This window comes from Streptomyces sp. NPDC006332 (genome assembly GCF_040612855.1).
GTDB lineage: Bacteria > Actinomycetota > Actinomycetes > Streptomycetales > Streptomycetaceae > Streptomyces.
The window spans coordinates 1-25,370 of sequence record NZ_JBEXRA010000074.1; the positions used below are offsets into that span (position 1 = coordinate 1).

The window sequence follows — 25,370 nt, forward strand, 5'->3', positions numbered from 1 at the left end:
GCCGAGCAGGTCGCCCGCGCCGAGAGAGGCGACCGTGACCCGCTGCTGGGACGTCACCTGCTGGGTCAGTGAGACCGCGCGCGTGTGGGTCTCAGCACACTCTCCCTTCGCAGGTCAACGGCAAGTTGACGGCCCTTCCAACCCCGTGGTGGACTGCCGGGGCCATGTACGGCGGCAGAAGAGGAAGCCGGTGTGAGTCCGGCGCGGTCCCGCCACTGTCACCGGGGTAGAAAGCCCCGGGAGCCAGGAACTCTCGCCGCCGGTCTCGTCGAACCAGGGCGTGGACACCCTGAGTGAGGACATATCGCCATGCTCGGCTGCCGTTCGAGATCCCGTAGCTGCGCCCCGTCTGTGACAGCGGTCGGCTGAGTCCATGCGTGCCGACCGCGTCTTCGCGTACGGCGCCGCCGCCGGCCTCCTCGGCGACCTGCTCCTCGGTGATCCTCGCCGTGGGCATCCGGTCGCCCTGTTCGGGCGGGCCGCGGGTGCCGTGGAACGGGTGTTGTGGCGGGACCACCGGGGCTGGGGCGCGCTGCACACCGTCGTGTGCGCCGGTGGCGCCGTCGCGTTCGGGGCCGCGGCCACTCGTGCCGTACGTACCTCACCCGCCGCTTCCGTCGCGCTGACCGGTGCCGCCACGTGGGCGGTCGTCGGCGGGACGTCGCTCGCGCGGGAGGCCCGGAGCATCGCCCGGGCGCTGGAAGCGGGGGACCTCACCGGGGCGCGGGCGCGACTGCCGCATCTGTGCGGGCGGGATCCGCAGGCGCTCGACGCCGACGGGATCGCGCGCGCGGTCGTCGAGTCGGTCGCCGAGAACACCTCCGATGCCGTGGTGGGGGCGCTGGTGTGGGGAGCCGTGGGCGGGGTGCCCGGCCTTCTCGGGTTCCGGGCCGTCAACACCCTCGACGCGATGGTCGGGCACAAGTCGCCCAGGTACCGGCGCTACGGATGGGCGTCCGCGCGGCTCGACGACGTCGCGGGCTGGCCGGGGGCGCGGCTGACCGCCGTCCTGGCGGCGCTCGCGGGACCCGCTCCGCGAGGTGCCGTGCGCGCCTGGCGAGCGGACGCGGCACAGCATCCGAGTCCCAACGCGGGGCCCGTGGAGGCGTCGTTCGCTGGCGCGCTCGGGGTGCGGCTGGGCGGGACGTTGTCGTACGGGGGCCGGGTGGAGCACCGGCCCGTGCTGAACGGGGAAGGGCGGGCCGTGGCCACACACGACATCGAGCGGGCGGTACGGCTGTCCCGCAACGTCGGTCTGCTGGCGCTCGGCGTCAGTGCCGCCGGGCGGTTTCTGATCAGGGGGCGTGGCCGATGAGCGGTGGTCTTCTGGTGGCCGGCACCACCTCCGACGCCGGCAAGAGCGTCGTCACCGCGGGGATCTGCCGGTGGCTGGTGCGCCAGGGCGTCAAGGTCGCGCCCTTCAAGGCGCAGAACATGTCCCTCAACTCGTTCGTGACGCGGGAGGGGGCCGAGATCGGGCGGGCGCAGGCCATGCAGGCGCAGGCCTGCCGGATCGAGCCGACCGCGTCGATGAATCCGGTGCTGCTGAAACCGGGCGGCGAACAGAGCAGTCAGGTCGTGCTGCTCGGCAAGCCGGTCGGGGAGCTGAGCGCTCGTGGCTACCACGGCGGGCGGCAGCAGAAGTTGCTGGGGACCGTTCTCGACTGTCTGGCCGAGTTGCGGGGCACGTATGACGCGGTGATCTGTGAAGGGGCCGGTTCTCCCGCCGAGATCAACCTGCGGCGGACCGACATCGTGAACATGGGCATCGCGCGCAACGCGCGGCTTCCGGTGCTCGTGGTCGGTGACATCGACCGCGGGGGCGTCTTCGCCTCCTTCTTCGGGACCGTCGCGCTGCTCTCGCCCGAGGACCAGGAACTCGTCGCCGGGTTCCTGGTCAACAAGTTCCGGGGCGACGTCAGCCTGTTGGAGCCCGGCCTCGACATGCTGCACGGGCTGACCGGGCGGCACACCTACGGCGTCCTGCCCTTCCGGCACGGCCTCGGCATCGACGAGGAGGACGGGCTGAGGGTGTCCTTGCGAGGGACGGTCCGGGAGTCGAACACCGCCCCGCCCGTCGGCGAGGACGTGCTGCGGGTCGCCGTCTGCGCGGTCCCCCTCATGTCCAACTTCACCGACGTGGACGCGCTGGCCGCCGAACCCGGCGCCGTGGTGCGGTTCGTGGACCGGCCCGAGGAACTGGCCGACGCCGATCTCGTCGTGATCCCGGGCACCCGGGGGACGGTGCGTGCCCTGGAGTGGCTCCGCGAGCGCGGGCTGGCCGAGGCCATCCGGCGCCGGGCCGCCGAGCACCGGCCCGTCCTCGGTATCTGCGGCGGCCTGCAGATCCTCGGCGAGCACATCGAGGACGACGTCGAGAGCCGCCGCGGACACGTGGACGGGCTCGGGATCCTGCCCGTGAGGGTGCGCTTCGCCCGCGAGAAGACCCTCACCCGGCCGGTGGGCGAGGCCCTGGGCGAACGGGTCGAGGGATACGAGATCCATCACGGGGTCGCCGAGATCTCCGGAGGCGACACGTTCATCTCCGATGACCATGGACACAGTCTGGACGGCTGCCGGGTCGGCCAGACCTGGGGCACCCACTGGCACGGCTCGCTGGAGTCGGACGGCTTCCGGCGGGCCTTCCTGCGCGAGGTGGCGGCCGCCGCGGGCCGGCGTTTCGTGCCGGCCGCCGACACCTCGTTCGCCGCGCTGCGCGAGGAGCAGCTCGACCGGCTCGGCGACCTGATCGAACAGCACGCGGACACGGACGCGCTGTGGCGGCTCATCGAGTCCGGCGCGCCGCAAGGACTGCCTTTCATTCCACCGGGAGCGCCCGCATGAGCACAGTGTTGTTGTTGTCGACCGCCGACACGGACCTGTTGGCGGCCCGGGCCGCTTCCGGTGCCGCGTACCGGATCGGCAACCCGAACCGGGTGGACGTCGTGGAGGACCTTCCGGGACTCCTCGAGGGCTCGGACATCGCCGTCGTACGGCTGCTCGGCGGCAAGCGGGCCTGGGAGGACGGGCTGGCGGCGCTGAAGGCGTCCGGTGTCCCGACCGTGCTGCTGGGCGGGGAGAGCGTGCCCGACGCGGAGTTGATGGCCGAGTCGTCGGTGCCCGCGGGCGTCGTCGCGGAGGCCTTGCGGTACCTCGTCGAGGGCGGGCCCGACAACCTCACCGAACTGGCGCGCTTCCTGTCCGACACCGTGCTGCTGACGGGTGAGGGGTTCGTCGAACCGCGGAAGATGCCGGAGTACGGCGTCCATGGCGGGCGTGACCTCGTCGAGGGCCGTCCGACCGTGGGCGTGCTCTTCTACCGCGCCCATGAACTGAGCGGCAACACGGCCTTCGTGGACACGCTGTGCGACGCGATCGAGGCGACGGGCGCCAACGCCCTTCCGGTGTACTGCGGTTCGCTGCGCGGCGCCGACGCCGGGCTGTACGAGATCCTCCAGCAGGCCGACGCCCTGGTCGCCACCGTCCTCGCGGCGGGCGGCGCCCACGCCTCGCAGGCGTCGGCCGGCGGTGACGAGGAGGCCTGGGACATCGGAGCCCTCGCCGACCTCGACGTCCCCGTGCTGCAAGGCCTCTGTCTGACGTCCTCCCGGAAGGCCTGGGACGAGTCGGACGCCGCCCTGTCCCCCATGGACGCGGCGATGCAGGTGGCCATCCCGGAGTTCGACGGGCGCCTGATCACCGTCCCGTTCTCGTTCAAGGAGCAGGGCCCGGACGACGTCCCGGTGTACGTCGCCGACCCCGAGCGGGCCGCGCGGGTCGCCGGGATCGCCGTACGGCACGCCCGGTTGGCACACAAGCCGAACGCCGACAAGAAACTCGCGCTGGTGTTCACCGCGTACCCGACCAAGCACTCCCGGGTCGGCAACGCGGTGGGTCTGGACACGCCCGCTTCGGCGGTGCGGGTGCTGGACTCGCTCCGGGACGCCGGATACGTCGTCGAGGGCCACCCCGACAACGGCGACGAGCTGATCCACCGGCTGATCAACGCCGGTGGCCACGACGTCGAGTGGCTCACCGAGGAACAGCTGGCCGCCGCGCCCGCCCGGGTGCCGCTGGCCGACTACCGGGCCTGGTTCGACACCCTCGACCCGGACCTCAGGGACGGCATGCTGGAGGCCTGGGGCGAGCCGCCGGGCAACCTGTACGTGGACGGCGACGACATCGTGCTCGCCTCGCTCCAGTTCGGGAACGTCGTCGTGATGATCCAGCCGCCGCGCGGCTTCGGCGAGAACCCGATCGCGATCTACCACGACCCCGACATGCCGCCCTCGCACCACTACATGGCGGCCTACCGCTGGCTGGAGGCTGCAACATCGGAGGGGGGCTTCGGCGCCGACGCGATCGTGCACATGGGCAAGCACGGCACGATGGAGTGGCTGCCCGGCAAGGGGCTCGGGCTCAGCGGCGGCTGCGCCCCCGACGCCGTCCTCGGTGAACTCCCGCTCATCTACCCCTTCATCGTCAACGACCCCGGTGAGGGCACCCAGGCCAAGCGGCGGGGGCACGCCACCGTCGTCGACCATCTGGTGCCGCCGATGGCCCGCGCCGACACCTACGGCGACCTGGCCAAGCTGGAGCAGCTCCTCGACGAGTACGCGCTCGTCTCCGACCTGGACCCGACGAAGGCGCCGGCCGTGCGGGCGCAGATCTGGACGCTGGTGAAGGCGGCCGAGCTCCACCACGACCTGCATGTCGACGACCAGCCGGACGACGACTCCTTCGACGAGTTCGTCATGCACATCGACGGCTATCTGTGCGAGATCAAGGACGTGCAGATCCGGGACGGCCTGCACATCCTCGGTGGCGGTCCGGTCGGCGAGCCGCGGGTGAACCTGGTGCTGGCCGTGCTGCGGGCGTCTCAGGTGTGGGGCGGGCAGGCGAACGCGCTGCCCGGTCTGCGGGCGTCGCTGGCCGCGCACTTCGGGCTGGTGGAGAAGGAGTTGCTGGCCGAGCCGGGGGCGCCGCTCAAGGTCCCGGCGGAGCTGACGGACCTCGTCGAGGGGCCCGCTCGTTCGGCGGCCGACGCGATCGACCTGCTGGAGCAGCTGTGCCGGCGGTTCGCCGAAGGCATGGAGGAGCGGGGCTGGGCGGCCGCCGAGAGCGCGCCCCTGGTGCGTGAGGTGCTCGGCGCCGAACTGGCCGACGCGGTCGCCGTGTTGGAGTTCGCCTGCACGGAGGTCGTACCGCGGCTGGCCCGGACCACCGACGAGATCGGCCACATCCTCAAGGCGCTCGACGGGGGTTACATCCCGGCCGGTCCGTCCGGCTCCCCGACCCGTGGGCTCGTCAACGTCCTGCCGACCGGCCGCAACTTCTACTCCGTCGACCCCAAGGCCATTCCGTCCAGGCTGAGTTGGGAGGTCGGCCAGTCGCTGGCCGACTCGCTGGTCCAGCGCTACCTCCAGGACACCGGCGCGTACCCGAAGTCCGTCGGCCTGACGGTGTGGGGCACCTCCGCCATGCGCACCCAGGGCGACGACATCGCCGAGATCCTCGCGCTGCTCGGCTGCCGCCCCGTGTGGGACGACGCCTCGCGCCGGGTGACCGGCTTCGAGGTGGTCCCGCCAGCGGAGCTGGGCCGGCCCCGCATCGACGTCACGGTCCGCATCTCCGGTTTCTTCCGGGACGCGTTCCCGCATGTGGTCGGGCTGATCGACGACGCGGTGCGGGCGGTGGCGGAGCTGGACGAGAGCGCCGAGCAGAACTACGTGCGCGCGCACGCCGACGCCGACACCGCCGAGCACGGTGACCGGCGGCGCGCGACCGCCCGGATCTTCGGTTCCAAGCCGGGCGCGTACGGCGCCGGGCTGCTGCCGCTGATCGACGCCCGTAACTGGCGCTCCGACGCCGACCTCGCCGAGGTGTACGCGGTGTGGGGCGGCTACGCCTACGGGCGCGGGCTCGACGGGCGGGCCGCGCGCGGCGACATGGAGACGGCGTTCAAGCGGATCGCGGTGGCCGCCAAGAACGTGGACACCCGCGAGCACGACCTGGTGGACGCCGACGACTACTTCCAGTACCACGGCGGCATGGTCGCCATGGTCCGCCATCTGACGGGCGACTCCCCCGAGGCGTACGTCGGCGACTCGGCCGTCCCCGACCAGGTCAAGACCCGCACGCTCGGCGAGGAGACCCACCGCGTCTTCCGCGCCCGGGTGGTCAACCCGCGCTGGATGGCGGCGATGCGGCGGCACGGCTACAAGGGCGCCTTCGAGATGGCGGCGACGGTCGACTACCTCTTCGGGTACGACGCGACGGCGGGCGTGGTCGACGACTGGATGTACGAGAAGCTCAGCGCCGAGTACGTCTTCGACCAGGAGAACCGGGACTTCATGAAGAAGTCCAACCCCTGGGCGTTGCGCGGCATCACGGAACGGCTCCTGGAGGCCGCCGAGCGCGGACTGTGGGCGGAGCCGGACGCGGACACCATGGAACGGCTGCGGGCCACCTACCTGGAGCTGGAAGGCGATCTGGAGGGCGACGACAAGTGAGTACCCCGTTCCCGTTCACGGCCGTCGTCGGTCAGGACGACCTGCGGCTCGCGCTGCTGCTGAACGCCGTGTCCCCGGCGGTCGGCGGGGTGCTGGTGCGCGGCGAGAAGGGCACCGCCAAGTCGACGGCGGTGCGGGCCCTTTCGGCGCTGCTGCCGGAGGTCTCGGTGGTCCCCGGCTGCCGTTTCTCCTGCGACCCCGGCGCACCCGACCCCGACTGCCCGGACGGGCCGCACGAGACCGGCGGCGGTGCCCGGCGTCCCGCCCGCATGGTGGAACTCCCCGTCGGTGCCTCCGAGGACCGGCTCGTCGGCGCCCTCGACATCGAGCGGGCGCTGGCCGAGGGCGTGAAGGCCTTCGAGCCCGGGCTGCTCGCCGACGCGCACCGCGGGATCCTGTACGTCGACGAGGTCAACCTCCTCCACGACCACCTGGTCGACCTGCTGCTCGACGCGGCGGCGATGGGCGCGTCGTACGTGGAACGCGAGGGTGTCTCCGTACGGCACGCCTCGAAGTTCCTGCTCGTCGGGACCATGAACCCCGAAGAGGGCGAACTGCGGCCGCAGTTGCTCGACCGGTTCGGGCTGACCGTCGAGGTCGCGGCCTCGCGGGAGCCCGACCAGCGGGTGGAGGTGGTGCGGCGACGGCTCGCGTACGACGACGACCCGGCCGGCTTCGCCGCGCGCTGGGCCGCCGAGGAGGCCGCCGTACGGGCCCGGATCGTGGCGGCGCGGGAGCTGCTGCCGTCGGTGCGGCTGGGCGACGGGGCGCTGCGGCAGATCGCGGCGACCTGCGCCGCGTTCGAGGTGGACGGCATGCGGGCCGACATCGTGATGGCCCGGACGGCGAGCGCGCTGGCCGCGTGGGCCGGGCGGACGGAGGTCCTCGCGGAGGATGTCCGGCAGGCCGCGCTGCTCGCGCTGCCGCACCGCAGGCGACGCAATCCCTTCGACGCGCCCGGACTCGACGAGGACAAACTCGACGAGACCCTGGAGGAGTTCGGCGGCTCGGACGACGAGGACCCGGATCCGGACGGGACGGATCCTGACGGTCCGGGGCCCGACGGGGACGGCGGCGGTGGCGGGCAGCCGCCGTCCGAGGGGCCCGACGAGGGCGGTGACACCGGGGCGCGGCCCGAGGCCGGGGAGGAGGGCGGACAGCCGCAGTCCTCCGGTGGCGGCGCGGGCGAGCAGCAGCCGACGCGGGCGTCCGAGCCCTTCCGTACCAAGGTCCTGAGCGTGCCCGGTCTCGGTGAGGGTGTCGCGGGAAGGCGGTCACGGGCGCGGACCGAGCAGGGGCGGACGACCGGGGCCCGGCGGCCCCGGGGGGCGCTGACCAAGCTGCACCTGGCGGCGACCGTGCACGCGGCGGCGCCGCATCAGCGGGCGCGCGGACGCTCGGGGCGTGGGCTGGTCGTACGGCGGGACGATCTGCGGCAGGCGACGCGGGAGGGGCGCGAGGGGAATCTCGTGCTGTTCGTCGTCGACGCGTCCGGGTCCATGGCGGCCCGGCAGCGGATGAGTGCCGTGAAGGGTGCCGTGCTGTCCCTGCTCCTGGACGCCTACCAGCGGCGGGACAAGGTGGGGCTGGTGACCTTCCGGGGCTCGGCCGCCGAGGTGGCGCTGCCCCCGACCTCCTCCGTGGACGCGGCGGCGGTTCGGCTGGAGTCCCTGCCGACGGGCGGCCGGACGCCGCTCGCGGCGGGCCTGCTGCGGGCGCACGAGGTGCTGCGGGTGGAGCGGCTGCGGGATCCGGCTCGGCGGGCGCTGGTCGTGGTGGTGACCGACGGGCGCGCCACGGGCGGGGTCGAGCCGGTCGCGCTCGCCGGGCGTGCGGCCCGTCTCCTCGCGGCCGACTCGGTCGCCTCGGTGGTCGTGGACTGCGAGTCGGGGCCGGTGCGGCTGGGACTGGCCGGACAGCTCGCGGGTGAGCTGGGCGGTACGGCGGTGACGTTGGACGAGCTGCGGGCGGACTCGATCGCCGGGCTGGTCAGGGAAGTTCAGGGCGATTCGAGGAGGGCCGCGTAATGCCGCAGGGACAGCCGAGTGTCGTACCGGAGGACGGGCTGACGACCCGGCAGCGCCGCAACCGGCCGCTGGTCGTCGTCCACACGGGCATCGGGAAGGGCAAGTCCACCGCCGCTTTCGGTCTCGCGCTGCGGGCCTGGAACCAGGGATGGCCGATCGGAGTGTTCCAGTTCGTCAAGTCGGCGAAGTGGAAGGTCGGCGAGGAGAACGCGCTGCGGGTGCTGGGTGCGTCCGGGCAGGGCGGGTCCGTCGACTGGCACAAGATGGGCGAGGGATGGTCCTGGGTCCAGCGCGATCAGCAGCTGGACAACGAGGAGAAGGCCCGGGAGGGCTGGGAGCAGGTCAAGCGGGACCTGGTCGCCGAGACGTACCAGCTGTACGTGCTCGACGAGTTCGCGTACCCGATGCACTGGGGGTGGGTCGACACCGACGAGGTGATCGACGTGCTGCGGAACCGGCCCGGCACCCAGCATGTGGTGATCACCGGACGCAACGCGCCCGAGAAGCTGGTGGACTTCGCGGACCTCGTCACCGACATGTCCAAGGTCAAGCATCCGATGGACGCCGGGCAGAAGGGGCAACGGGGCATCGAATGGTGACGTCCTCCGTCCCTCGGCTGGTCATCGCCGCGCCCTCCTCGGGCAGCGGCAAGACCACCGTCGCCACGGGGTTGATGGCCGCGTTCACCGCGCGCGGGCTTGCCGTGTCCGGGCACAAGGTCGGGCCGGACTACATCGACCCCGGGTACCACGCGCTCGCGACCGGGCGGGTGGGGCGGAACCTCGACGCGTATCTGTGCGGGGCGGAGCTGGTCGGGCCGTTGTTCGCGCACGGTGCGCGGGGCTGTGACCTCGCCGTCGTCGAGGGTGTGATGGGGCTGTACGACGGGGCCGCCGGGGAGGGCGAGCTGGCGTCCACGGCTCATGTGGCGAAGCTGCTGCGGGCGCCGGTGGTGCTGGTCGTCGACGCCTCGTCGCAGTCCCGGTCGGTGGCGGCGCTGGTGCACGGGTTCGCCTCCTGGGACCCGGAGGTGCGGGTCGGGGGCGTGATCCTGAACAAGGTCGGGTCGGATCGGCACGAGGAGTTGCTGCGGGAGGCGTTGGACTCGGCGGGGGTGCCGGTGTTCGGTGTGCTGCGGCGGGTGGCTCAGGTGGAGACGCCTTCGCGGCATCTGGGGCTGGTGCCGGTCGCCGAGCGGCGGGCTTCGGCGGTGGAGGCGGTTGCGGCGATGGCGGAGCAGGTGGTGTCCGGGTGTGATCTTGAGGGGCTGCTTGGGCTGGCGCGCGGTGCGGGGGTGTTGTCGGGTGCGGGTTGGGATGCGGGTGAGGTGCTGGGTTCTTCGCCCCCGCCGCCCCTTCCCTTCCCGTCTTTGGGGGCTGCCGCCCCCGGGCCCCCGCTTTCGGCCCTGGACGGGCCTCGTCCTCAAACGCCGGACGGGCTGGGAGAAGCGGACCGGCGATTCAAGGGGCCGTCCGGCGTGAGGGTCGCCGTCGCCGGGGGGCCCGCTTTCACCTTCTCCTACGCGGAGCACACCGAGCTGCTCACCGCGGCCGGGGCCGAAGTGGTCGTCTTCGATCCGCTCAGGGACGAGCAACTTCCCGACGGAACGCGCGGGTTGGTCATCGGGGGCGGTTTCCCCGAGGTGTACGCCGCCGAGCTGTCCGCCAACGAACCCCTGCGCAAGTCCGTCGCGGCCCTCGCGGAGAGTGGCGCTCCGGTCGCCGCCGAGTGTGCGGGGCTGCTCTATCTCAGCCGTGAGCTCGACGGGCTGCCGATGTGCGGGGTGCTGGACACGACCGCGCGGATGTCCGAGCGGCTCACGCTCGGGTACCGGGACGCCGTGGCCGTCAGTGACAGCGTGCTCGCCGAGGCCGGGACGCGGATGCGGGGGCACGAGTTCCACCGGACCATGGTGGAGCCCGGGGCGGGGGAGGTCGCCGCCTGGGGTGTGCGTGCCCCCCGACGGCGGCTCGAAGGTTTCGTACAGCAGGGTGTGCACGCGAGTTATCTGCACACGCACTGGGCGTCCGAGCCCGGTGTCGCCCGTCGGTTCGTGGAGAGGTGCCGGACGTCATGAGCAGCAGACTGATCGGAGTCGGGGTAGGGCCCGGGGACCCGGAGCTGGTGACCGTCAAGGGCGTCAACGCTCTGCGGGAGGCCGAGGTGGTCGTCGTACCCGTCATGGCGGCGGCTGACGGGCAGGACGGGGGTGAGCGGGGTCGCGCGGAAGCCACCGTGCTGCACTACGTGCCCGAGGAGAAGGTCGTCCGGGTGGTGTTCGCGCTCAACGAGCGCAGTGACCGGGCCCGCCGGGAGGCCGCCTGGGACGCCGCCGGAGAGCGGGTCGCCCGGCTGCTGGAAGCCCATGGTTCCGTCGCCTTCGCGACCATCGGCGATCCGAACGTGTACTCCACCTTCACCTATCTCGCGCAGACCATCACCGAGCTGGTGCCGGGCGTGGTCGTGCAGACCGTGCCCGGAATCACCGCGATGCAGGACCTCGCGGCACGCTCGGGGGCCGTCCTCACCGAGGGGACCGAGCCGCTCACGCTGGTACCCGTCACCGCCGGGGCCGCCGCGCTCAAGGACGCCCTGAACGGGCCCGGGACCGTCGTCGCGTACAAGTTCGGGCGGCAGTCACGGGAGGTGGCCGAGGCGTTGCGGGAGACCGGGCGGCTCGGCGACGCCGTGTGGGGGTCGGCGCTCGGGCTGGAGTCCGAGTCCATCCGCCCGGCCGCCGACCTCGACGGTGCTCCGCTGCCGTATCTCTCCACGCTCATCGCACCCGCGCGACGCGACGGCGGCCGGGGCGGAAAACTGTGAGCCCGTCAAGAACCGGCCCCCCGAGACCCGCGGTGTCAGCCCGCGACTCCGACGACCAGCCAGATGAACGCCACTCCCGCGACCGTGCACAGCAGGGTCGAGTGGGCGGGGTGTTCGTGGTGGGCCTCGGGGAGGATCTCGGCGGCCGCGAGATACAGCAGCGCGCCGCCGAAGAACCCGAGATAGCCGCCGAGCACCCCCTCCGGGATCGTGAAGAACAGCGTGGAGGCCGCGCCCACGACCGGGGCCGCCGCGTCCGCGAACAGCATCGCCAGGGCCCGGCGGCGGGCGTTGCCGTAGAGGCTCGTGATCGTGTACGTGTTGAAGCCGTCCGCGAAGTCGTGGGCGACGACGGCCAGCGCGACCGCCGCGCCCATGCCGCCGCCGACCTGGAAGGCCGCGCCGATCGCCACACCGTCCATGGCGCTGTGGCCGACCATCGCCGCGGCCGCGGTCAGGCCCACCTGGGGCGCCCTGCCGTCGCGGGGAGCGGTTTCCTCGGCGCCGTGCGCGGCCTGACGGCCCGCGAGCAGGCGTTCCACCATGTGGGCCAGCAGGAATCCGGCCACGAACAGCAGCAGCGCGGCGGGGACGCCGAAGACCTCGGTGCCGGCCGCTTCCAGCGACTCCGGCAGCAGGTCCAGGCCGACCACGCCGAGCATCAGGCCGCCGGCCAGGCCCAGCACGAGATGGCGGCGGTCGGTCACCCGCAGTGCCGTCCAGCCGCCCGCCAGCGTCATCAGGAACGCGCCGAGCGCGACAAAGACCGCCATGTGCCCTTGGTATCCGATCAGGGCCCGGTCACGCACCTCCGAACCCAGCAGCACTGAACTTCCGCACGAGAGGACCCGAACCCATGGCCGATGCCCCCACCGGCAAAGTGACCTTCGTCGGTGCCGGCCCCGGCGCCGCCGACCTGCTGACGATCCGTGCCGCGCGTGCCATCGCCGACGCCGACATCGTGATCTGGGCGGCCAGCCTGGTCCAGGCGGAGGTCCTCCAGCACGCGCGCGAGGACGCGGAGATCCTGGACTCGGCGACGATGTCCCTGGAGGACGTGGTCGCCGTGTACGAGCGGGCCCTCGCGCAGGGTCTGCGGGTGGCCCGCATCCACTCCGGCGACCCCGCGCTGTGGGGCGGTACGCAGGAGCAGCTCGACCGGTGTGCCCGGATCGGCATCGAGACCGAGGTGGTCCCGGGCGTCTCCGCGTTCTCCGCCGTCGCGGCGCTCGCCGGGCGTGAGCTGACCATCCCGGAGGTCGCCCAGTCCGTGGTGCTCACCCGGCTCGGCGGCGGCAAGACGCCGATGCCGCCCGGGGAGGAGGTGCGGGAGTTCGCCAAGCACGGCACCACGATGGCGATCTTCCTGTCGGCCGCGCGCAGTGGTCAGCTCGTGCGGGAGTTGCTGGAGGGCGGCTATCCGACCAGCACGCCGGTGGTCGTCGCCTACCAGGCGACCTGGCCGGAGGAGCTGATCGTGAAGTGCACCATCGGCACCCTGGAGGAGACGGTCAAGGAGCACAAGCTCTGGAAGCACACCCTGTTCCTGGTCGGCCCGGCGCTCGACGCCGAGGGCACCCGCTCGCACCTCTACCACCCCGGTCACTTCCACGGCTACCGCAAGGCCGACCCTCAGGCCCGCAAGGCCCTGCGCGCCCGGGGTGCCGGAACGTGAGGGACCGTCCGATCACCGTCGTCGGTACGGGGACGGGGGCGCCGCTTCCGCCGGACGCCGCGGCCGCCGTGGCCGGGGCCGGTCTGGTCGTGGGCGGCCGACGGCACCTGGCCGCCGCGCCCATCGCCGCGGACGCCGAGCAGGTGGTCCTCGGTGCGCTGGCGCCCGCCCTGGACACCATCGAGCGGTATCTGGAGGAGGAGCGGCGGAGTCCGGTCGTCGTGCTGGCCTCCGGCGACCCCGGGTTCTTCGGGATCGTGCGGGTGCTGGCGGAGCGGTTCGGCGCCGGGCGGCTCGACGTGCGGGCCGGTGTCTCGTCCGTCGCCGCCGCCTTCGCCCGGGTCGGGCTGCCCTGGGACGACGCGGTCGTGGTCAGCGCGCACGGGCGTGAGCTGCGGACGGCGGTCAACGTGTGCCGGGCCCGGCCGAAGGTCGCCGTGCTGACCGGGCCGGGGGCGGGGCCCGCGGAACTGGGGGCCGCGCTCGGGTCCGACGCGCGGGTCCTGGTGGTCGCCTCCGCGCTCGGCTCCGAGGACGAGCGGGTGGAGCGGGTGACACCCGCCGAGGCCGCGGCCCGGGACTGGGGGGCGTCGGTGAGCGTGGTGCTGTGCCTGGACGAGGCGCGGGCGCTGGGCGCCGTGCGTACGGTCGCCGGGCCGCCTGCCGGGCCCGCCGGATGGGCCCTGGACGAAGGGGAGTTCGCGCACCGCGACTCGATGATCACCAAGTTCGAGGTGCGGGCGCTGGCACTGGCCCGGCTCGGGCCCCGCCTCGGTGACCTGGTCTGGGACGTCGGCGCGGGGTCGGGGTCGGTGGCCGTGGAGTGCGCGCGGTTCGGCGCGGCCGTGACGGCGGTGGAGAAGACCCTCGACGGGGTCGGGCGGATCCGTGCGAACGCCGCCGCGCACGGGGTCGACGTACGGGTGGTGCACGGGGCGGCGCCGACCGTGCTGTCCGGCCTGGACGATCCCGACGCGGTGTTCGTCGGTGGCGGGGGACGCGAACTGCCCGCCGTCGTCACGGCGTGCGCGCGGCGGGCCCGGCGGACCGTCGTCGTCGCGATGGCCGCGCTCGACCGGGTACCGGCCGTGCGGACGGCGCTCACCGACGCCGGCTTCGACTGCGACGGGGTGCTGTTGCAGTCGTCCCGGCTCGCCCCGCTGCCGGGGGACGTGACCCGGCTCGCGGCGACGAATCCCGTTTTTCTGCTGTGGGGCGTCAGACCCCCGGCACAGCGTGAAGGAGTGAATCAGTGATCGGCCTCATTTCCGCCACCGCGGCGGGCGCGGCGGCGCGGGACCGGCTGGCCGCGGCCTGGCCGGAACGGACGCGGGTGTACGAGGGCCCGGTCGGGGACGCCGTACGGGCCGCGTTCGCGCAGTGCGAGCAGCTCGTGTGTTTCCTGGCGACGGGGGCGGTGGTGCGGCTGGTCGCGCCGCTGCTGGGTGACAAGGCCTCCGACCCGGGCGTGGTCTGCGTCGACGAGGGCGGACGGTTCGCCGTGTCGCTGGCGGGCGGCCATGGCGGCGGCGCCAATGAACTCGCGGTCGAGGTAGGTGAGTTGCTGGGTGCGCAGCCCGTGGTGACGACGGCCACGGACGCGGTGGGGGTACCGGGTCTCGACACCCTCGGGTTCCCGGTGGAGGGGGATGTCGCCGGGGTCTCCCGGGCCCTGCTCGACGGCGAGCCGGTGGCGCTGCAGGCCGACTTCGGCTGGCCTCTTCCGGCCCTCCCGGTCACCGAGGAAGGGCCGTACACGATCCGGCTGACGGACCGCCTGGTCGAACCCGCCGAGCGTACGGTCGTGCTGCGCCCGCCGTCCCTCGTCGTCGGTGTGGGCGCCTCCCGGGGCGCGCCGGCCGAGGAGGTGCTGGGGCTGGTCGAGGCCGCGCTGCGGGACGCGGGACTGTCGGCCGGCAGCATCGCCGAACTCGCCACGGTCGACGCCAAGGCGGAGGAAGCCGGGATCGTCGAGGCGGCCGAGCGCCTGGGCGTGCCGCTGGTGACCTGGTCCGCACCGGAGTTGGCGTCCGTGAACGTGCCCAACCCGTCCGACGCGCCGCTCGCCGCCGTCGGCACACCGTCCGTGGCCGAGGCCGCCGCGCTCATCCGCGGGGGTGAACTCCTCGTCCCCAAGCGGAAGTCGGCGGCGGATCCCGCCATGGCGACCTGCGCGGTGGTACGGCGCCCCGCGCGCGGCCGGCTCGCGGTGGTCGGGCTCGGGCCCGGCGCCCGGGACCTGCTCACGCCCCGCGCCAAGGCGGAGTTGCGGCGCGCCTCCGTGCTCGTCGGTCTCGACCAGTACGTCGACCAGATCCGCGACCTGCTGCGACCGGGCACCCGGATCCTGGAGTCGGGGCTCGGGGCGGAGGAGGAGCGGGCCCGGACGGCCGTCGAGGAGGCTCGCGAGGGCCGGGCCGTCGCGCTGATCGGCAGCGGCGACGCGGGCGTGTACGCCATGGCCTCCCCCGCGCTCGCCGAGGCCTCCGACGACATCGACGTGGTCGGTGTGCCGGGGGTGACCGCGGCGCTCGCCGCCGCCGCGGTGCTCGGCGCGCCGCTGGGCCACGACCACGTGTCCATCAGCCTCTCCGACCTGCACACGCCGTGGGAGGTCATCGAGCGGCGGGTGCGGGCGGCGGCCGAGGCGGACATCGTCGTGACGTTCTACAACCCGCGCAGCCGGGGCCGCGACTGGCAGCTGCCGAAGGCGCTCGCGGTCCTCGCCGAGCACCGGGAGGCGACGACGCCGGTCGGTGTCGTACGGAACGCGTCACGGCCGGACGAGTCCGCCCGGCTGACGACCCTGGCCGACCTGGACCCGGCGACGGTCGACATGATGACGGTCGTGACCGTGGGCAACACCGCGACCCGGCGGATCGCCGGGCGCATGGTGACGCCGCGCGGCTACCGCTGGCAGCACAGCCCTCAGGACGCACGGGAGGAGAACCGGTGAACCGTGTGGTCCACCCGATCGAGCAGGAGTCCTTCCGTCGGCTGCGCGCCCGCCTGGACACCTCGCGCTTCCCGCCACTGACCCGGGCGGTCGTGGAACGGGTCATCCACTCCGCGGCCGACCTGGAGTACGCGACGGATCTCGTCATGGACGAGGGCGACCTGGCGGCGGCGCACGCGGCGCTGCACGCGGGCGCGCCGGTCGTCGTGGACGTGGAGATGGTGGCGGCCGGGATCACCCGGCGGGAGACCGTCTGCCGTCTCAAGGACGCCACCGCCGGCCCCGGGCTGACCCGGTCGGCGCACGCGATCCGGCTGGCGTACCAACAGGTCGGTCCCGGCGCGCTGTGGGTGATCGGCAACGCCCCCACCGCGCTGGAGGAACTGCTGACCCTGGACGCCTCCCCCGCGCTCGTCATCGGCCTGCCCGTCGGCTTCGTCGGCGCCACCGAGTCCAAGGCCGCGTTGCGCGAGAGCGGGCTGCCCGCTGTCAGCAACGTGTCCGAGAAGGGCGGTTCGGCGGTCGCCGCCGCCGCGCTCAACGCCCTGCTGTACCACCCCGATTCACCTTCCGAGGAGCAACCGTGACCACCCCGCCGCCCGCCCTGCTCATCGCCGGCCACGGCACCCGGGACGACGCCGGAGCCGAGGCGTTCCGCGACTTCGTACGGCGCCTGGGCCACCGCCACCCCGAACTGCCCGTCGCGGGCGGATTCATCGAACTGTCCCCGCCGCCGCTGGGCGACGCGGTCACCGAGCTGGTGGAGCGGGGGGTCCGCCGGTTCGCGGCGGTTCCGCTGATGCTGGTGTCCGCCGGACACGCGAAGGGCGACATCCCGGCGGCGCTGGCCCGCGAGAAGGAACGGCACCCGGGGATCTCGTACAGCTACGGCCGTCCGCTGGGCCCGCACCCCGCGCTGCTGAGTGTGCTGGAGCGACGGCTGGACGAGGCGCTCGGCGAGGCGGTGCGCACGCCCGCGGACCGGGCCGACGTGACGGTGCTGCTGGTGGGGCGCGGGTCCACGGACCCCGACGCGAACGCCGAGGTGCACAAGGCGGCCCGGCTGCTGTGGGAGGGGCGCGGATACGCGGGCGTGGAGACGGCGTTCGTGTCGCTGGCGGCGCCGGACGTGCCCAGCGGCCTGGACCGGTGCGCGAAGCTCGGGGCGCGGCGGATCGTGGTGCTGCCCTACTTCCTGTTCACCGGGATCCTGCCGGACCGGGTGCGGCAGCAGACGGAGGGCTGGGCGGCCGCGCACCCGGAGGTCGAGGTCCGGTCGGCCGATGTCATCGGTCCGGAGCCGGAGTTGCTGGACCTGGTGTGGGAACGTTACGAGGAGGCCGTCAAGGGCGACCTGCGGATGAACTGCGACTCGTGCGTGTACCGGATCGCGCTGCCGGGGTTCGAGGACAAGGTCGGCCTGCCGCAGCAGCCGCACTTCCACCCCGACGACGAGGACCACCACCACGGGCACCACCAGCACGGAGGACACTCCCACTCCCATGCGCACTGAGGGACATGACCTGCGCCACCACGGCGACGCCGAGGTGCGTGACGTCGGCCCGGCGGTCGTCGACCTGGCCGTGAACGTCCGTGCGAACACCCCGCCGGGCTGGCTGCGGGAGCGGATCGCCGAGTCGCTGACCTCGCTGGCCGCCTATCCGGACGGGCGGGCGGCGCGGGCGGCGGTGGCCGCGCGGCACCGGCTGCCGGTGGAGCGGGTGCTGCTGACGGCGGGTGCCGCGGAGGCGTTCGTCCTGCTCGCGCGGGCCCTGAAGGTGCGTCGGCCGGTCGTGGTGCACCCCCAGTTCACGGAGCCGGAGGCGGCGCTGCGGGACGCCGGTCACCCGGTCGAGAGGGTGCTGCTGCGGGAGGAGGACGGTTTCCGGCTGGATCCGGCGGCCGTTCCCGAGGACGCCGACCTGGTCGTGGTCGGCAACCCGACGAACCCCACGTCCGTACTCCATCCGGCCGCCGTGCTCGCCGAACTGGCGCGTCCCGGGCGGACATTGGTGGTGGACGAGGCGTTCATGGACGTGGTGCCGGGTGAGCGGGAGGCACTGGCCGGGCGGACGGACGTGCCCGGGCTCGTGGTGCTGCGCAGCCTGACCAAGACGTGGGGGCTGGCCGGGCTGCGGATCGGTTATGTGCTGGCCGCGCCGGAGATCGTCGTGGAACTGGAGCGGGCCCAGCCGCTGTGGCCGGTGTCCACGCCCGCCCTGGCGGCGGCTCAGGCGTGCGTCTCACCGCGGGCGCTGGCGGAGGCGGGTCACGCCGCCCACCGGGTCGCCACCGACCGGGCCCATCTCGTCGCGGGGCTCGAGGAGTTCGGCGCCGACGGGCTGCGGGTGGCGGGGCCCGCCGAGGCGTCGTTCGTGCTCGTTCGGCTGCCGCACGCCCTGGCCGTACGACGGCATCTGCGCGACCTCGGGTTCGCGGTCCGGCGCGGGGACACCTTCCCTGGGCTGGACGAACAGTGGCTGCGGCTGGCGGTACGGGACCGGGTGACCGTCAACTCGTTCCTCCAGGCGCTGGACCGGGCGATGGCTCTGGCGCAGCGCTGAGCCGGGGCGCCACCCTTTCCAGGGTGCCGTCCGGGAAGCGGATCTCCACGGTGCCGTCCTCGGCGACCGAGGCGCCCGCTCCCGTACACAGCGCGTCCGGGTCGGCGCTGAGCACCACCAGGGTGACCAACAGGCGGGCGCCGTCCGCCAGTTGGAGCACGGGTGTCGCCGAGTGGTGGCCCACGGCGTTGGTGCCGACGGCCGTCGTGACCCTGCCCACGGCACCCTCCCAGCCGTACAGGCCGGTGATCGCGCTGGTCAGGCCGTCCGCACGGCGGGCCGACGCCTGGCGGGGCCCGGTCCGGGCGACCGGCGCCGCGGTGTCGTCGGCGACGGCCCAGCCGCCTTCGCGGACCGGCGTCCCGGGCGGGACGTCGAGGTGGTGGACCCGCACCTCCCAGGGGCCGTGCACCACGCTCACCGTCTCTATGCGGTGCCCTCGTGCCCGGTGCCAGGAGGCGGCACGGCCGCCCGAGACACCGAGCGGGTGGATACGGCCGCGTGGGGACGGCGTGCCGTCGGGGGCGAGCAGGGCGAGGTGGTTGTCCGGCCCGGTGCCCTGGGCGCCGGGGGTTTCGGGGGCCGTCGCGCTGGAGTACGCGAACCGGGCGTAGTGCGGGCTTTCCTCGCCGGTGGCCGGCGGGGGCGGAAACCGGTCGCTGCCGTGGTTGACGATCCGTACGATCCCGTCGGCGGCGGTGGAGTGCAGGAGCCAGCCGGGTGCCGGGAGGGCCAGGCGTACGTCGGCCGTGTCCACAGGGGCGGGCTCCTCGGGTGCCGTCCACACCGGGTGGTTCTCGGGCAGCAGCAGGCCCAGGAAGGCCTTGCTCGCCCAGTACGGGGAGGCGGGGCCCGAGTAGCGCTGGGTGACCGGGAGGAAGGGGCGGTACCAGCCGAGGGTGAGCAGACCCCGCTCGTCCGGCACGCCTCGCTCGGCGAAGTGCTTCAGCGCGCCCGAGGCGAGGCGGCGGGCCCGGCCCGGGGGTAACGGGGTGGCGTCGGCGAGGGCGCCCGCCCACAGCGGTGCGGTGGTCGCGAAACGGTAGGTGAGGGAACGGCCCTGGTGCACCGGGGCGCCGTCGGAGCCGAAGAAGTGCTGGTGGACGGCGAGGAACTCACGCAGCCTGGCGCGGTGCCGGGCCACCGTCCCGGGGTGCGCGCGCGGGCCCGCGATGCGGGCCCACAGCACCGGGTACAGATGCAGCGCGAGGGCGTTGTAGGAGTCGAACTTGCGGCCGTCACCGTCCGTGTACCAGCCGCCGCCCCGGTACCAGTCGTCGAGACGGGCGAGCCCGGCGTCGATCTCGGCGCGGCTGTGCGGGGCGCCGACGGAGGCCAGGAACTCCTCCGTGATGACCTGGAACAGCCGCCAGTTGGAGTCGTTGACGTCGGCCCCGACGAAACCGCCCAGCCAGTCGGTGACCTGCTCGCGCACGCGGTCGTCGAGGTGGTCCCACAGCCAGCGGCGGGACTCGTGCAGGGCGATCGCGATCGACGCGGCCTCGACCATGGGCTGGGCGCGGTCGGTGATGGGCGGCCAGCGTTCACCGCCGTGCGGGTCGGTGCCCGCGGCGAGCCCGGCCGCGTACCGCTCGACAAGGGCCGGTCCGACCCGCCCACCCGAGCCCGCGATACGGAAAGCGGCGAGCAGGAACGACCGGGCGAACCCCTCCAGCCCGTCCGACCAGACCCCGGAGTGACTGGGCGGCCCAGGCAGCCGGTACTGCGCAAACCCCGGCGAGGCATACGGCAACAGCCCCTCCAGAAGCCGATCAGCAGTCACCTCCCAGTGAACGCGGGTCCAGCCAGTGATCGGCGAGAGCACCGGATCGGGCGCGGGATGACCAAGAAGGAGCGGCACAGTCATACGGGACGAAATCCTCCATAGCGTCCAAAAAGGGGCAAGCACAACGCGCCCCAAAGGGGCGCGGGGAACTGCGCGACCAGCCACGAATCACCCGCAGATTCAAGACGGCCCCCCCGGCGGAGCCACACTGCGCCGCACAACGATGTGCGTCCCGAGCAGGTGCTGGCTGCCGGCCGCATGCTCGGGATCCCGCAGAGCGATCCGCACAGCCGCCCGCCCAAGCTCCTCCGCAGGAGTCCGCACCGTGGTGAGCGGCGGATTGAAGTCCTCGGCAAGCGGGATGTCGTTGTACCCGACGACGGACATGTCATCGGGAACGACAAGCCCCGCATCGGCGATCGCCCGCAGCGCCCCCGCGGCGACCATGTCGTCCCCGGCGACCACCGCGGTGAACTCCCGTGTCTCCTTGAGGAGTTCGGTCATCGCGTGCAGGCCGGCCGCTCGACCGAGGCCACAGTCGACGACCCGCGCGGCCGCCGGAGGCAACCCGTGCTCCGCGAGCGCGCCCCGGTATCCGGCGACCCGGGCGTCGAGGGCGGTGTTGCCGGGCAGCCCCCCGAGGAAGACGATCCGCCGGTGCCCGGCCGACAGCAGGTGCCCGGTGATGGCCCGGGCCCCCGCCTCGTTGTCGAACTCGACGACGAGTGCCGGTATGTCGGGCCCCGGCGCCGGCCGCCCGCACAACACCAGCCGCGCCCCGGACGCGTCCAGGGCCTGCGCGTAGTGCGTGACGCGCGAGCGGTACGCGTCGTCCTCGACGACCCCGCCGACCAGGATCACCAGCCGCGCCCCCTCCTCCCGCATGAGCTGCACGAACTCCATCTCGCGCTGCGGGTCCCCGCCGGTCGCGCCGACCACGCACAGCCAGCCCCGGTCGGCGGCCTCCGCCTCCACGCCCTCGGCGACCTGGGCGTAGAACGGGCTGGTCACCTGGCGGACGACGACCGCGGCCATCTTGCGGCCGCCGCCGACCAGGGCGCGGGCGTGCGCGTTGGCGACGTAGTCGAGGTCGCGGGCCGCGCGCAGCACACGGGTCCGGGTCGCGGCGGGCACCGGGTGGTTGCCGCTCAGGGCGCGGGAGGCGGTCGCCATCGACACGCCCGCCCGTTCGGCGACCTCCCGGATCGTGACCCGCCGCTTGGGTCCCACGTCGTTCCCCATCCCCGCGTCTCCTCTTTCACCGGCGCCCGGTTCTCACCGGCACCCGATCACGTGTTGGCCGTGTAGTCCTTCGCGAACTCCTCGGCCATTCTGTCGCCGCCCCTCGACCGCCACTTCTTGACCGCCCCGTCCCACTCCGACAGCGGGACGCGCCCGGCGACGATGCCGGTGACAGTGTCGTCGAGGAACGCCCTGAGGGTGGTGCCCTGGGCGTTCTTCGTACGTGACTGCAGGCCGTAGGAGGCGTTGCGGATGGCGCGCGGGACGGTCTTGAGCTGCCAGGCGTGCAGGGCCCGTACGGCGTCGGGCATGCCCGGCACGAACAGCACCTGGGGGCCTTCGGCGAGGTACTTCAGCGGCAGGTTGGTGTTGTTCTCCACCTCGCCGAGTTTCGTGGGCTGCGGGGAGCCGTCCTTGCCGCGGGTGAAGTGGGTGCCCTCGACGCCGTAGTGGACGAGTTCCCACTCCTTGCTGCCGAAGGGCGCGGCGAGGAAGTCGAGGATGCGCAGGAGCAGTTCGACACGTTCCTTCTTCGCCTTCTTCAGCACCGTGTAGCCGAAGGAGCGGCGGGCGGCGACGATACCGCCGGGTTCGCCGCCGACGCTGTACGGCAGCGCCGCGGCCGGGGTCAACTTGCCCTTCGACTCACGGTACTTGGGCAGGTAGGCGCCGAAGCCGTCCTGCATGGAGCCGACGGTGCCGTTGTAGTAGAGGGTGGTCAGGTCGATCTGGGAGATGGACGTGGCGTCCGGATGGAAGGAGCCCGCCTTGCGCAGTTCGGCCTGGAAGGCGATGGACGCCTTGAAGCGCTCGTCGGCCCAGGCCGGCCGGAAGGCGCCGTCCTTGGTGACGGACCACTCCTGGGGCGCGTTGTGGGCGGCGGAGTGCACGGCGTTGCCGAACAGGGAGCCCGCTGCGGCGCCGAGCGCGTACGTTCGTCCGCTGGTCGCCCGCTTCGCGACGGCGGCGAAGTCGTCGGCGCTCCAGCCCTCCGTCATCCCGGCGTCCGCGAACATGCCCTGGTTGAGCCAGAGGGTGGAGCCGGGCAGCGGGCGTTCCAGGGGGATGCCGTAGACGCGGCCGCCGATGCGGCCCATGTCGCGCCAGGCGTGCGTGGGGATGCCCGCGAGGTTGGGGTAGTCGGCGACGGCGTCGCCGGACAGGTACGGCGTGAGGTCCTCCGCGCGCCGCTGCACGAACTCGGCCTCTCGCGGCAGGACGAACCCGGAGAAGAGGTTGATGATGTCCGGCAGGGTGTCGGCGTCGCCGGCCATCACGGTGGCCATCTTCTTCTGGTAGTCGGCCTGGGAGACCACGGTGTACTCGATCTTCACGCCGAGTGCCTTCTCGACGGCCGCCCAGAACCGGTTCGCGGAAGCGGGCTTCGGCGGGGTGCCGAAGGACACCGACATGACCTTGACGGTGGATCCGTCGCCGGGGGTGCGAGCGACGGACTTGACCAGGTCGGAGGGGTAGGCGGTGTATCCGGCCTGGACACCGGCGTCGGTGGGGGCCAGGTCCGGCTTGGGGCCGGCGGCGGGGCGGTAGGTGGGCCAGGGGGCGAGCTTCTTGCCGGCGTTGGAGACGTCACTGTCGCCGGAGCTCGTGGAGCAGGCGGTCAGCAGACCGGGGACGAGGACCGCGGCGCCACCCGCGGCCGTGGAACGCAGCAGGGTACGGCGGGACATGCGGGGCATCGGCAAGTCACCTTTCTACACACGGCTCTTGAGGGACCGTCAGCGGTGGACGGACCTGTCAGCTCTTGATGGCGCCGGTGAGCACGCCCTTGGTGAAGTACTTCTGCAGGAACGGGTAGACCAGCAGGATCGGCACGGTGGCGATCACCAGCACCGCCATCTGCACGGTCTGCGGCGCGGTCACGGTGCCCTCACCGGTCGTCGCGTCGGTGAGCCCGGAGCCCGCCACCACGTAGGTGCGCAGGACCTGTTGCAGGGGCCAGTGGTCGCTCTCCAGGTACAGCGAGGCGTAGAACCAGGAGTTCCAGTAGGCCACCGCGTAGAACAGCCCGACCACGGCGAGCGCGGCCTTGGACAGCGGCAGGACGATCGAGACCAGCACCCGCCAGTCCCCCGCCCCGTCGAGCCGGGCGGCCTCGTACAGCTCTTCCGGGATGCCTTGGAAGAAGCCGCGCAGGACGACCAGGTTGAACACGTTCACCACGACGGGCAGCACCAGCGAGGCGTAACTGTCCAGCAGTCCGAGCTCCTTGACCAGCAGGAAGCTGGGGATCATGCCGGGCGGGAAGAGGAACGTGAACAGGATCAGCAGCAGCGCGGGCCTGCTCCCGAAGACGCCGGGGCGGGACAGCGCGTAGGCGAGGGTCACCGTGCAGGCGAGGCTGAGCAGGGTGCCCACGATCGTGACGCCGGCGCTGACGCCGAGGGCGTGGGTGACGATGCCGCCGTCGAGGATGTCGCGGTAGGCGTCGAGGGACGGATGGGTCGGCCACAGCACCCAGCCGCCGTTGTCGACGACCTCGTCGGTGGAGGCCAGTGAGGTCGACACGATGACGAGGAACGGCACGCACACCAGCAGCACGACGGCGACCAGCGCGAGGGCTTTGGCGGCCTGGGTGAGCGGCTTCGGCCTCTCCATCCAGCCGGGCCGGACATGGGCACTCACTTGTAGACCCCCTGTTCGCCGAGCCGGTGGGCCACCTTGTTGGCGGCGTAGACGAGGAGGGCGCCGATGACGCCCTTGAACAGGCCCGCGGCGGCGGCGAATCCGTAGTCGCCGCCGACGATGCCCTGGTAGTAGACGAAGGTGTCGATGATCTCCGCGGTCTGTGGGCCGACCGCGTCGCGCTGGAGCAGCATCTGCTCGAAGCCGACGGAGAGGATGTCGCCGAGCCGCATGATGAGCAGCAGCACGACCACCGGGCGGATGGCGGGCAGGGTGACGTGCCAGAAGCGCCGCCAGGGGCCCGCGCCGTCGATGGCGGCGGCCTCGTACTGCTGCTCGTCGACCTGGGCCAGCGCGGCGAGGAAGATGATCGTGCCCCAGCCGGCGTCCTTCCAGATGACCTGGGCGACCACCAGCGGCCGGAAGGCGTCGGGGTTGCCGATGATGTCGACGCTGTGCAACCCCATGCCGTCCAGCGAGGAGTTGAGCAGGCCGGTGTCGCCGAGCACCTGCTGGAAGAGGGCGACGACGATCACCCACGAGATGAAGTGCGGCAGATACGCCACGGACTGCACGAACCGGCGCACCGAGCTCCAGGTGAGGCTGTGCAGGAGCAGGGCGAGGCCGAGCGGCACCGGGAAGTAGAAGACCAGCTGGAGGACCGCGATCCAGACGGTGTTGAGGACGGCCTCCCAGAACTCCCCGTCCTCGAACATCCGCTGGAAGTTGCCGACCCCGACCCAGGGGCTGCCCCAGAGGCCGTCGAAGGGGACGTACTCCTTGAAGGCGATGACGTTGCCGACCAGTGCGCCGTAGTGGAACAGCAGGAAGTAGGCGAGGCCGGGCAGCATGAGCAGAAAGAGCGCGCGTCCTTGAAAGCGTTTTCGCTTCGGATGGGCGCCGCCTTCTCGGCGAGGAGCCGCGTCGACCTCCTCTGTACCTGCGTGTTCCCGTAGTACTGCGGCCACGGGCCCCCCTCATGTCTCGAAGTCGGAGTGAGGGGAAGTTAAAACGTTTTCAGAGCGTCGTCAACAGCCCTGACAGAGATGGGTTGTTGACGGCGCGGCTCCCGGCAGGTCAGCTCGTGCCGCGTCGCGTGTCCACGCGACCACGCCCCCACCCACCCTGACCAGGGCGATCAC

At 72.8% G+C, this 25,370-nt stretch carries 19 protein-coding genes and 1 riboswitch; of the genes, 13 read left to right on the forward strand and 6 right to left on the reverse strand.

The annotated features are described in order from the left end of the window. Positions 1 to 140 precede the first annotated feature (140 nt). Positions 141 to 273, forward strand: a riboswitch (cobalamin riboswitch). 100 nt (positions 274 to 373) lie between these two features. The 7 genes from ABZ027_RS39070 to cobI are packed head-to-tail and all read left to right on the forward strand — an operon-like array spanning position 374 to position 11,362. Further along, on the forward strand, positions 374 to 1,315 hold the full coding sequence (locus ABZ027_RS39070) for a cobalamin biosynthesis protein (protein ID WP_356777084.1): 942 nt from the start codon (positions 374 to 376) through the stop codon (positions 1,313 to 1,315). Then, positions 1,312 to 2,844: a cobyric acid synthase gene (locus tag ABZ027_RS39075; RefSeq protein WP_356777086.1), complete on the forward strand. Its 1,533-nt coding sequence runs from the start codon at positions 1,312 to 1,314 to the stop codon at positions 2,842 to 2,844. The genes ABZ027_RS39070 and ABZ027_RS39075 overlap by 4 nt, the downstream gene beginning before the upstream one ends. Further along, complete coding sequence (cobN, locus tag ABZ027_RS39080) at positions 2,841 to 6,512, forward strand: cobaltochelatase subunit CobN (RefSeq protein WP_356777088.1); 3,672 nt, start codon at positions 2,841 to 2,843, stop codon at positions 6,510 to 6,512. The genes ABZ027_RS39075 and cobN overlap by 4 nt, the downstream gene beginning before the upstream one ends. Next, the gene (locus ABZ027_RS39085; RefSeq protein WP_356777090.1) at positions 6,509 to 8,539 is read left to right on the forward strand and encodes a putative cobaltochelatase; all 2,031 of its coding nucleotides are present in this window, start codon (positions 6,509 to 6,511) and stop codon (positions 8,537 to 8,539) included. The genes cobN and ABZ027_RS39085 overlap by 4 nt, the downstream gene beginning before the upstream one ends. After that, positions 8,539 to 9,138, forward strand: a complete 600-nt coding sequence (cobO, locus tag ABZ027_RS39090) for a cob(I)yrinic acid a,c-diamide adenosyltransferase (RefSeq protein WP_356777092.1) — start codon at positions 8,539 to 8,541, stop codon at positions 9,136 to 9,138. Before ABZ027_RS39085 ends, cobO begins: the two co-directional genes overlap by 1 nt. Continuing rightward, positions 9,132 to 10,616, forward strand: coding sequence for a cobyrinate a,c-diamide synthase (locus tag ABZ027_RS39095; RefSeq protein ID WP_356777094.1), 1,485 nt, complete (start codon positions 9,132 to 9,134; stop codon positions 10,614 to 10,616). The genes cobO and ABZ027_RS39095 overlap by 7 nt, the downstream gene beginning before the upstream one ends. After that, the gene (gene cobI / locus ABZ027_RS39100; protein ID WP_356777096.1) at positions 10,613 to 11,362 is read left to right on the forward strand and encodes a precorrin-2 C(20)-methyltransferase; all 750 of its coding nucleotides are present in this window, start codon (positions 10,613 to 10,615) and stop codon (positions 11,360 to 11,362) included. The genes ABZ027_RS39095 and cobI overlap by 4 nt, the downstream gene beginning before the upstream one ends. Positions 11,363 to 11,397: 35 nt before the next feature. Here the strand turns inward: cobI and ABZ027_RS39105 are convergent, their stop codons facing one another. After that, complete coding sequence (locus ABZ027_RS39105; protein WP_356777098.1) at positions 11,398 to 12,135, reverse strand: ZIP family metal transporter; 738 nt, start codon at positions 12,133 to 12,135, stop codon at positions 11,398 to 11,400. A gap of 83 nt (positions 12,136 to 12,218) precedes the next feature. On the opposite strand from ABZ027_RS39105, the gene cobM reads away from it, so the two are divergent. The 6 genes from cobM to cobC are packed head-to-tail and all read left to right on the forward strand — an operon-like array spanning position 12,219 to position 18,557. Next, on the forward strand, positions 12,219 to 13,037 hold the full coding sequence (cobM, locus tag ABZ027_RS39110) for a precorrin-4 C(11)-methyltransferase (protein ID WP_356777100.1): 819 nt from the start codon (positions 12,219 to 12,221) through the stop codon (positions 13,035 to 13,037). Continuing rightward, positions 13,034 to 14,293 (forward strand): precorrin-6y C5,15-methyltransferase (decarboxylating) subunit CbiE, encoded by a 1,260-nt coding sequence (gene cbiE / locus ABZ027_RS39115; RefSeq protein ID WP_356777102.1) that lies wholly within the window; start codon positions 13,034 to 13,036, stop codon positions 14,291 to 14,293. Before cobM ends, cbiE begins: the two co-directional genes overlap by 4 nt. After that, positions 14,290 to 15,993 (forward strand): precorrin-3B C(17)-methyltransferase, encoded by a 1,704-nt coding sequence (cobJ, locus tag ABZ027_RS39120; RefSeq protein ID WP_356777104.1) that lies wholly within the window; start codon positions 14,290 to 14,292, stop codon positions 15,991 to 15,993. Before cbiE ends, cobJ begins: the two co-directional genes overlap by 4 nt. Beyond that, positions 15,990 to 16,580, forward strand: coding sequence for a precorrin-8X methylmutase (locus tag ABZ027_RS39125; protein ID WP_356777106.1), 591 nt, complete (start codon positions 15,990 to 15,992; stop codon positions 16,578 to 16,580). Before cobJ ends, ABZ027_RS39125 begins: the two co-directional genes overlap by 4 nt. Further along, a complete protein-coding gene (locus ABZ027_RS39130) occupies positions 16,577 to 17,506 on the forward strand; it encodes a sirohydrochlorin chelatase (protein WP_356777108.1) in 930 nt (309 codons plus the stop codon). Before ABZ027_RS39125 ends, ABZ027_RS39130 begins: the two co-directional genes overlap by 4 nt. Further along, positions 17,496 to 18,557, forward strand: a complete 1,062-nt coding sequence (gene cobC, locus ABZ027_RS39135) for an Rv2231c family pyridoxal phosphate-dependent protein CobC (RefSeq protein ID WP_356777110.1) — start codon at positions 17,496 to 17,498, stop codon at positions 18,555 to 18,557. The genes ABZ027_RS39130 and cobC overlap by 11 nt, the downstream gene beginning before the upstream one ends. On the opposite strand, the gene ABZ027_RS39140 is transcribed toward cobC, so the two are convergent. The 5 genes from ABZ027_RS39140 to ABZ027_RS39160 form a co-directional block, all read right to left on the reverse strand. Next, positions 18,505 to 20,424: a DUF2264 domain-containing protein gene (locus ABZ027_RS39140; protein ID WP_356777112.1), complete on the reverse strand. Its 1,920-nt coding sequence runs from the start codon at positions 20,422 to 20,424 to the stop codon at positions 18,505 to 18,507. The genes cobC and ABZ027_RS39140 overlap by 53 nt on opposite strands. Before the next feature lie 99 nt (positions 20,425 to 20,523). Then, a complete protein-coding gene (locus tag ABZ027_RS39145) occupies positions 20,524 to 21,585 on the reverse strand; it encodes a LacI family DNA-binding transcriptional regulator (protein WP_356777114.1) in 1,062 nt (353 codons plus the stop codon). Positions 21,586 to 21,632: 47 nt separating this feature from the next. Further along, positions 21,633 to 23,282: an extracellular solute-binding protein gene (locus ABZ027_RS39150; protein ID WP_356777116.1), complete on the reverse strand. Its 1,650-nt coding sequence runs from the start codon at positions 23,280 to 23,282 to the stop codon at positions 21,633 to 21,635. A 58-nt stretch (positions 23,283 to 23,340) separates the two neighbouring features. Further along, positions 23,341 to 24,228: a carbohydrate ABC transporter permease gene (locus tag ABZ027_RS39155; protein WP_356777118.1), complete on the reverse strand. Its 888-nt coding sequence runs from the start codon at positions 24,226 to 24,228 to the stop codon at positions 23,341 to 23,343. Further along, positions 24,225 to 25,079 (reverse strand): ABC transporter permease subunit, encoded by an 855-nt coding sequence (locus ABZ027_RS39160; RefSeq protein WP_356777120.1) that lies wholly within the window; start codon positions 25,077 to 25,079, stop codon positions 24,225 to 24,227. The genes ABZ027_RS39155 and ABZ027_RS39160 overlap by 4 nt, the downstream gene beginning before the upstream one ends. Positions 25,080 to 25,370: the final 291 nt, after the last annotated feature.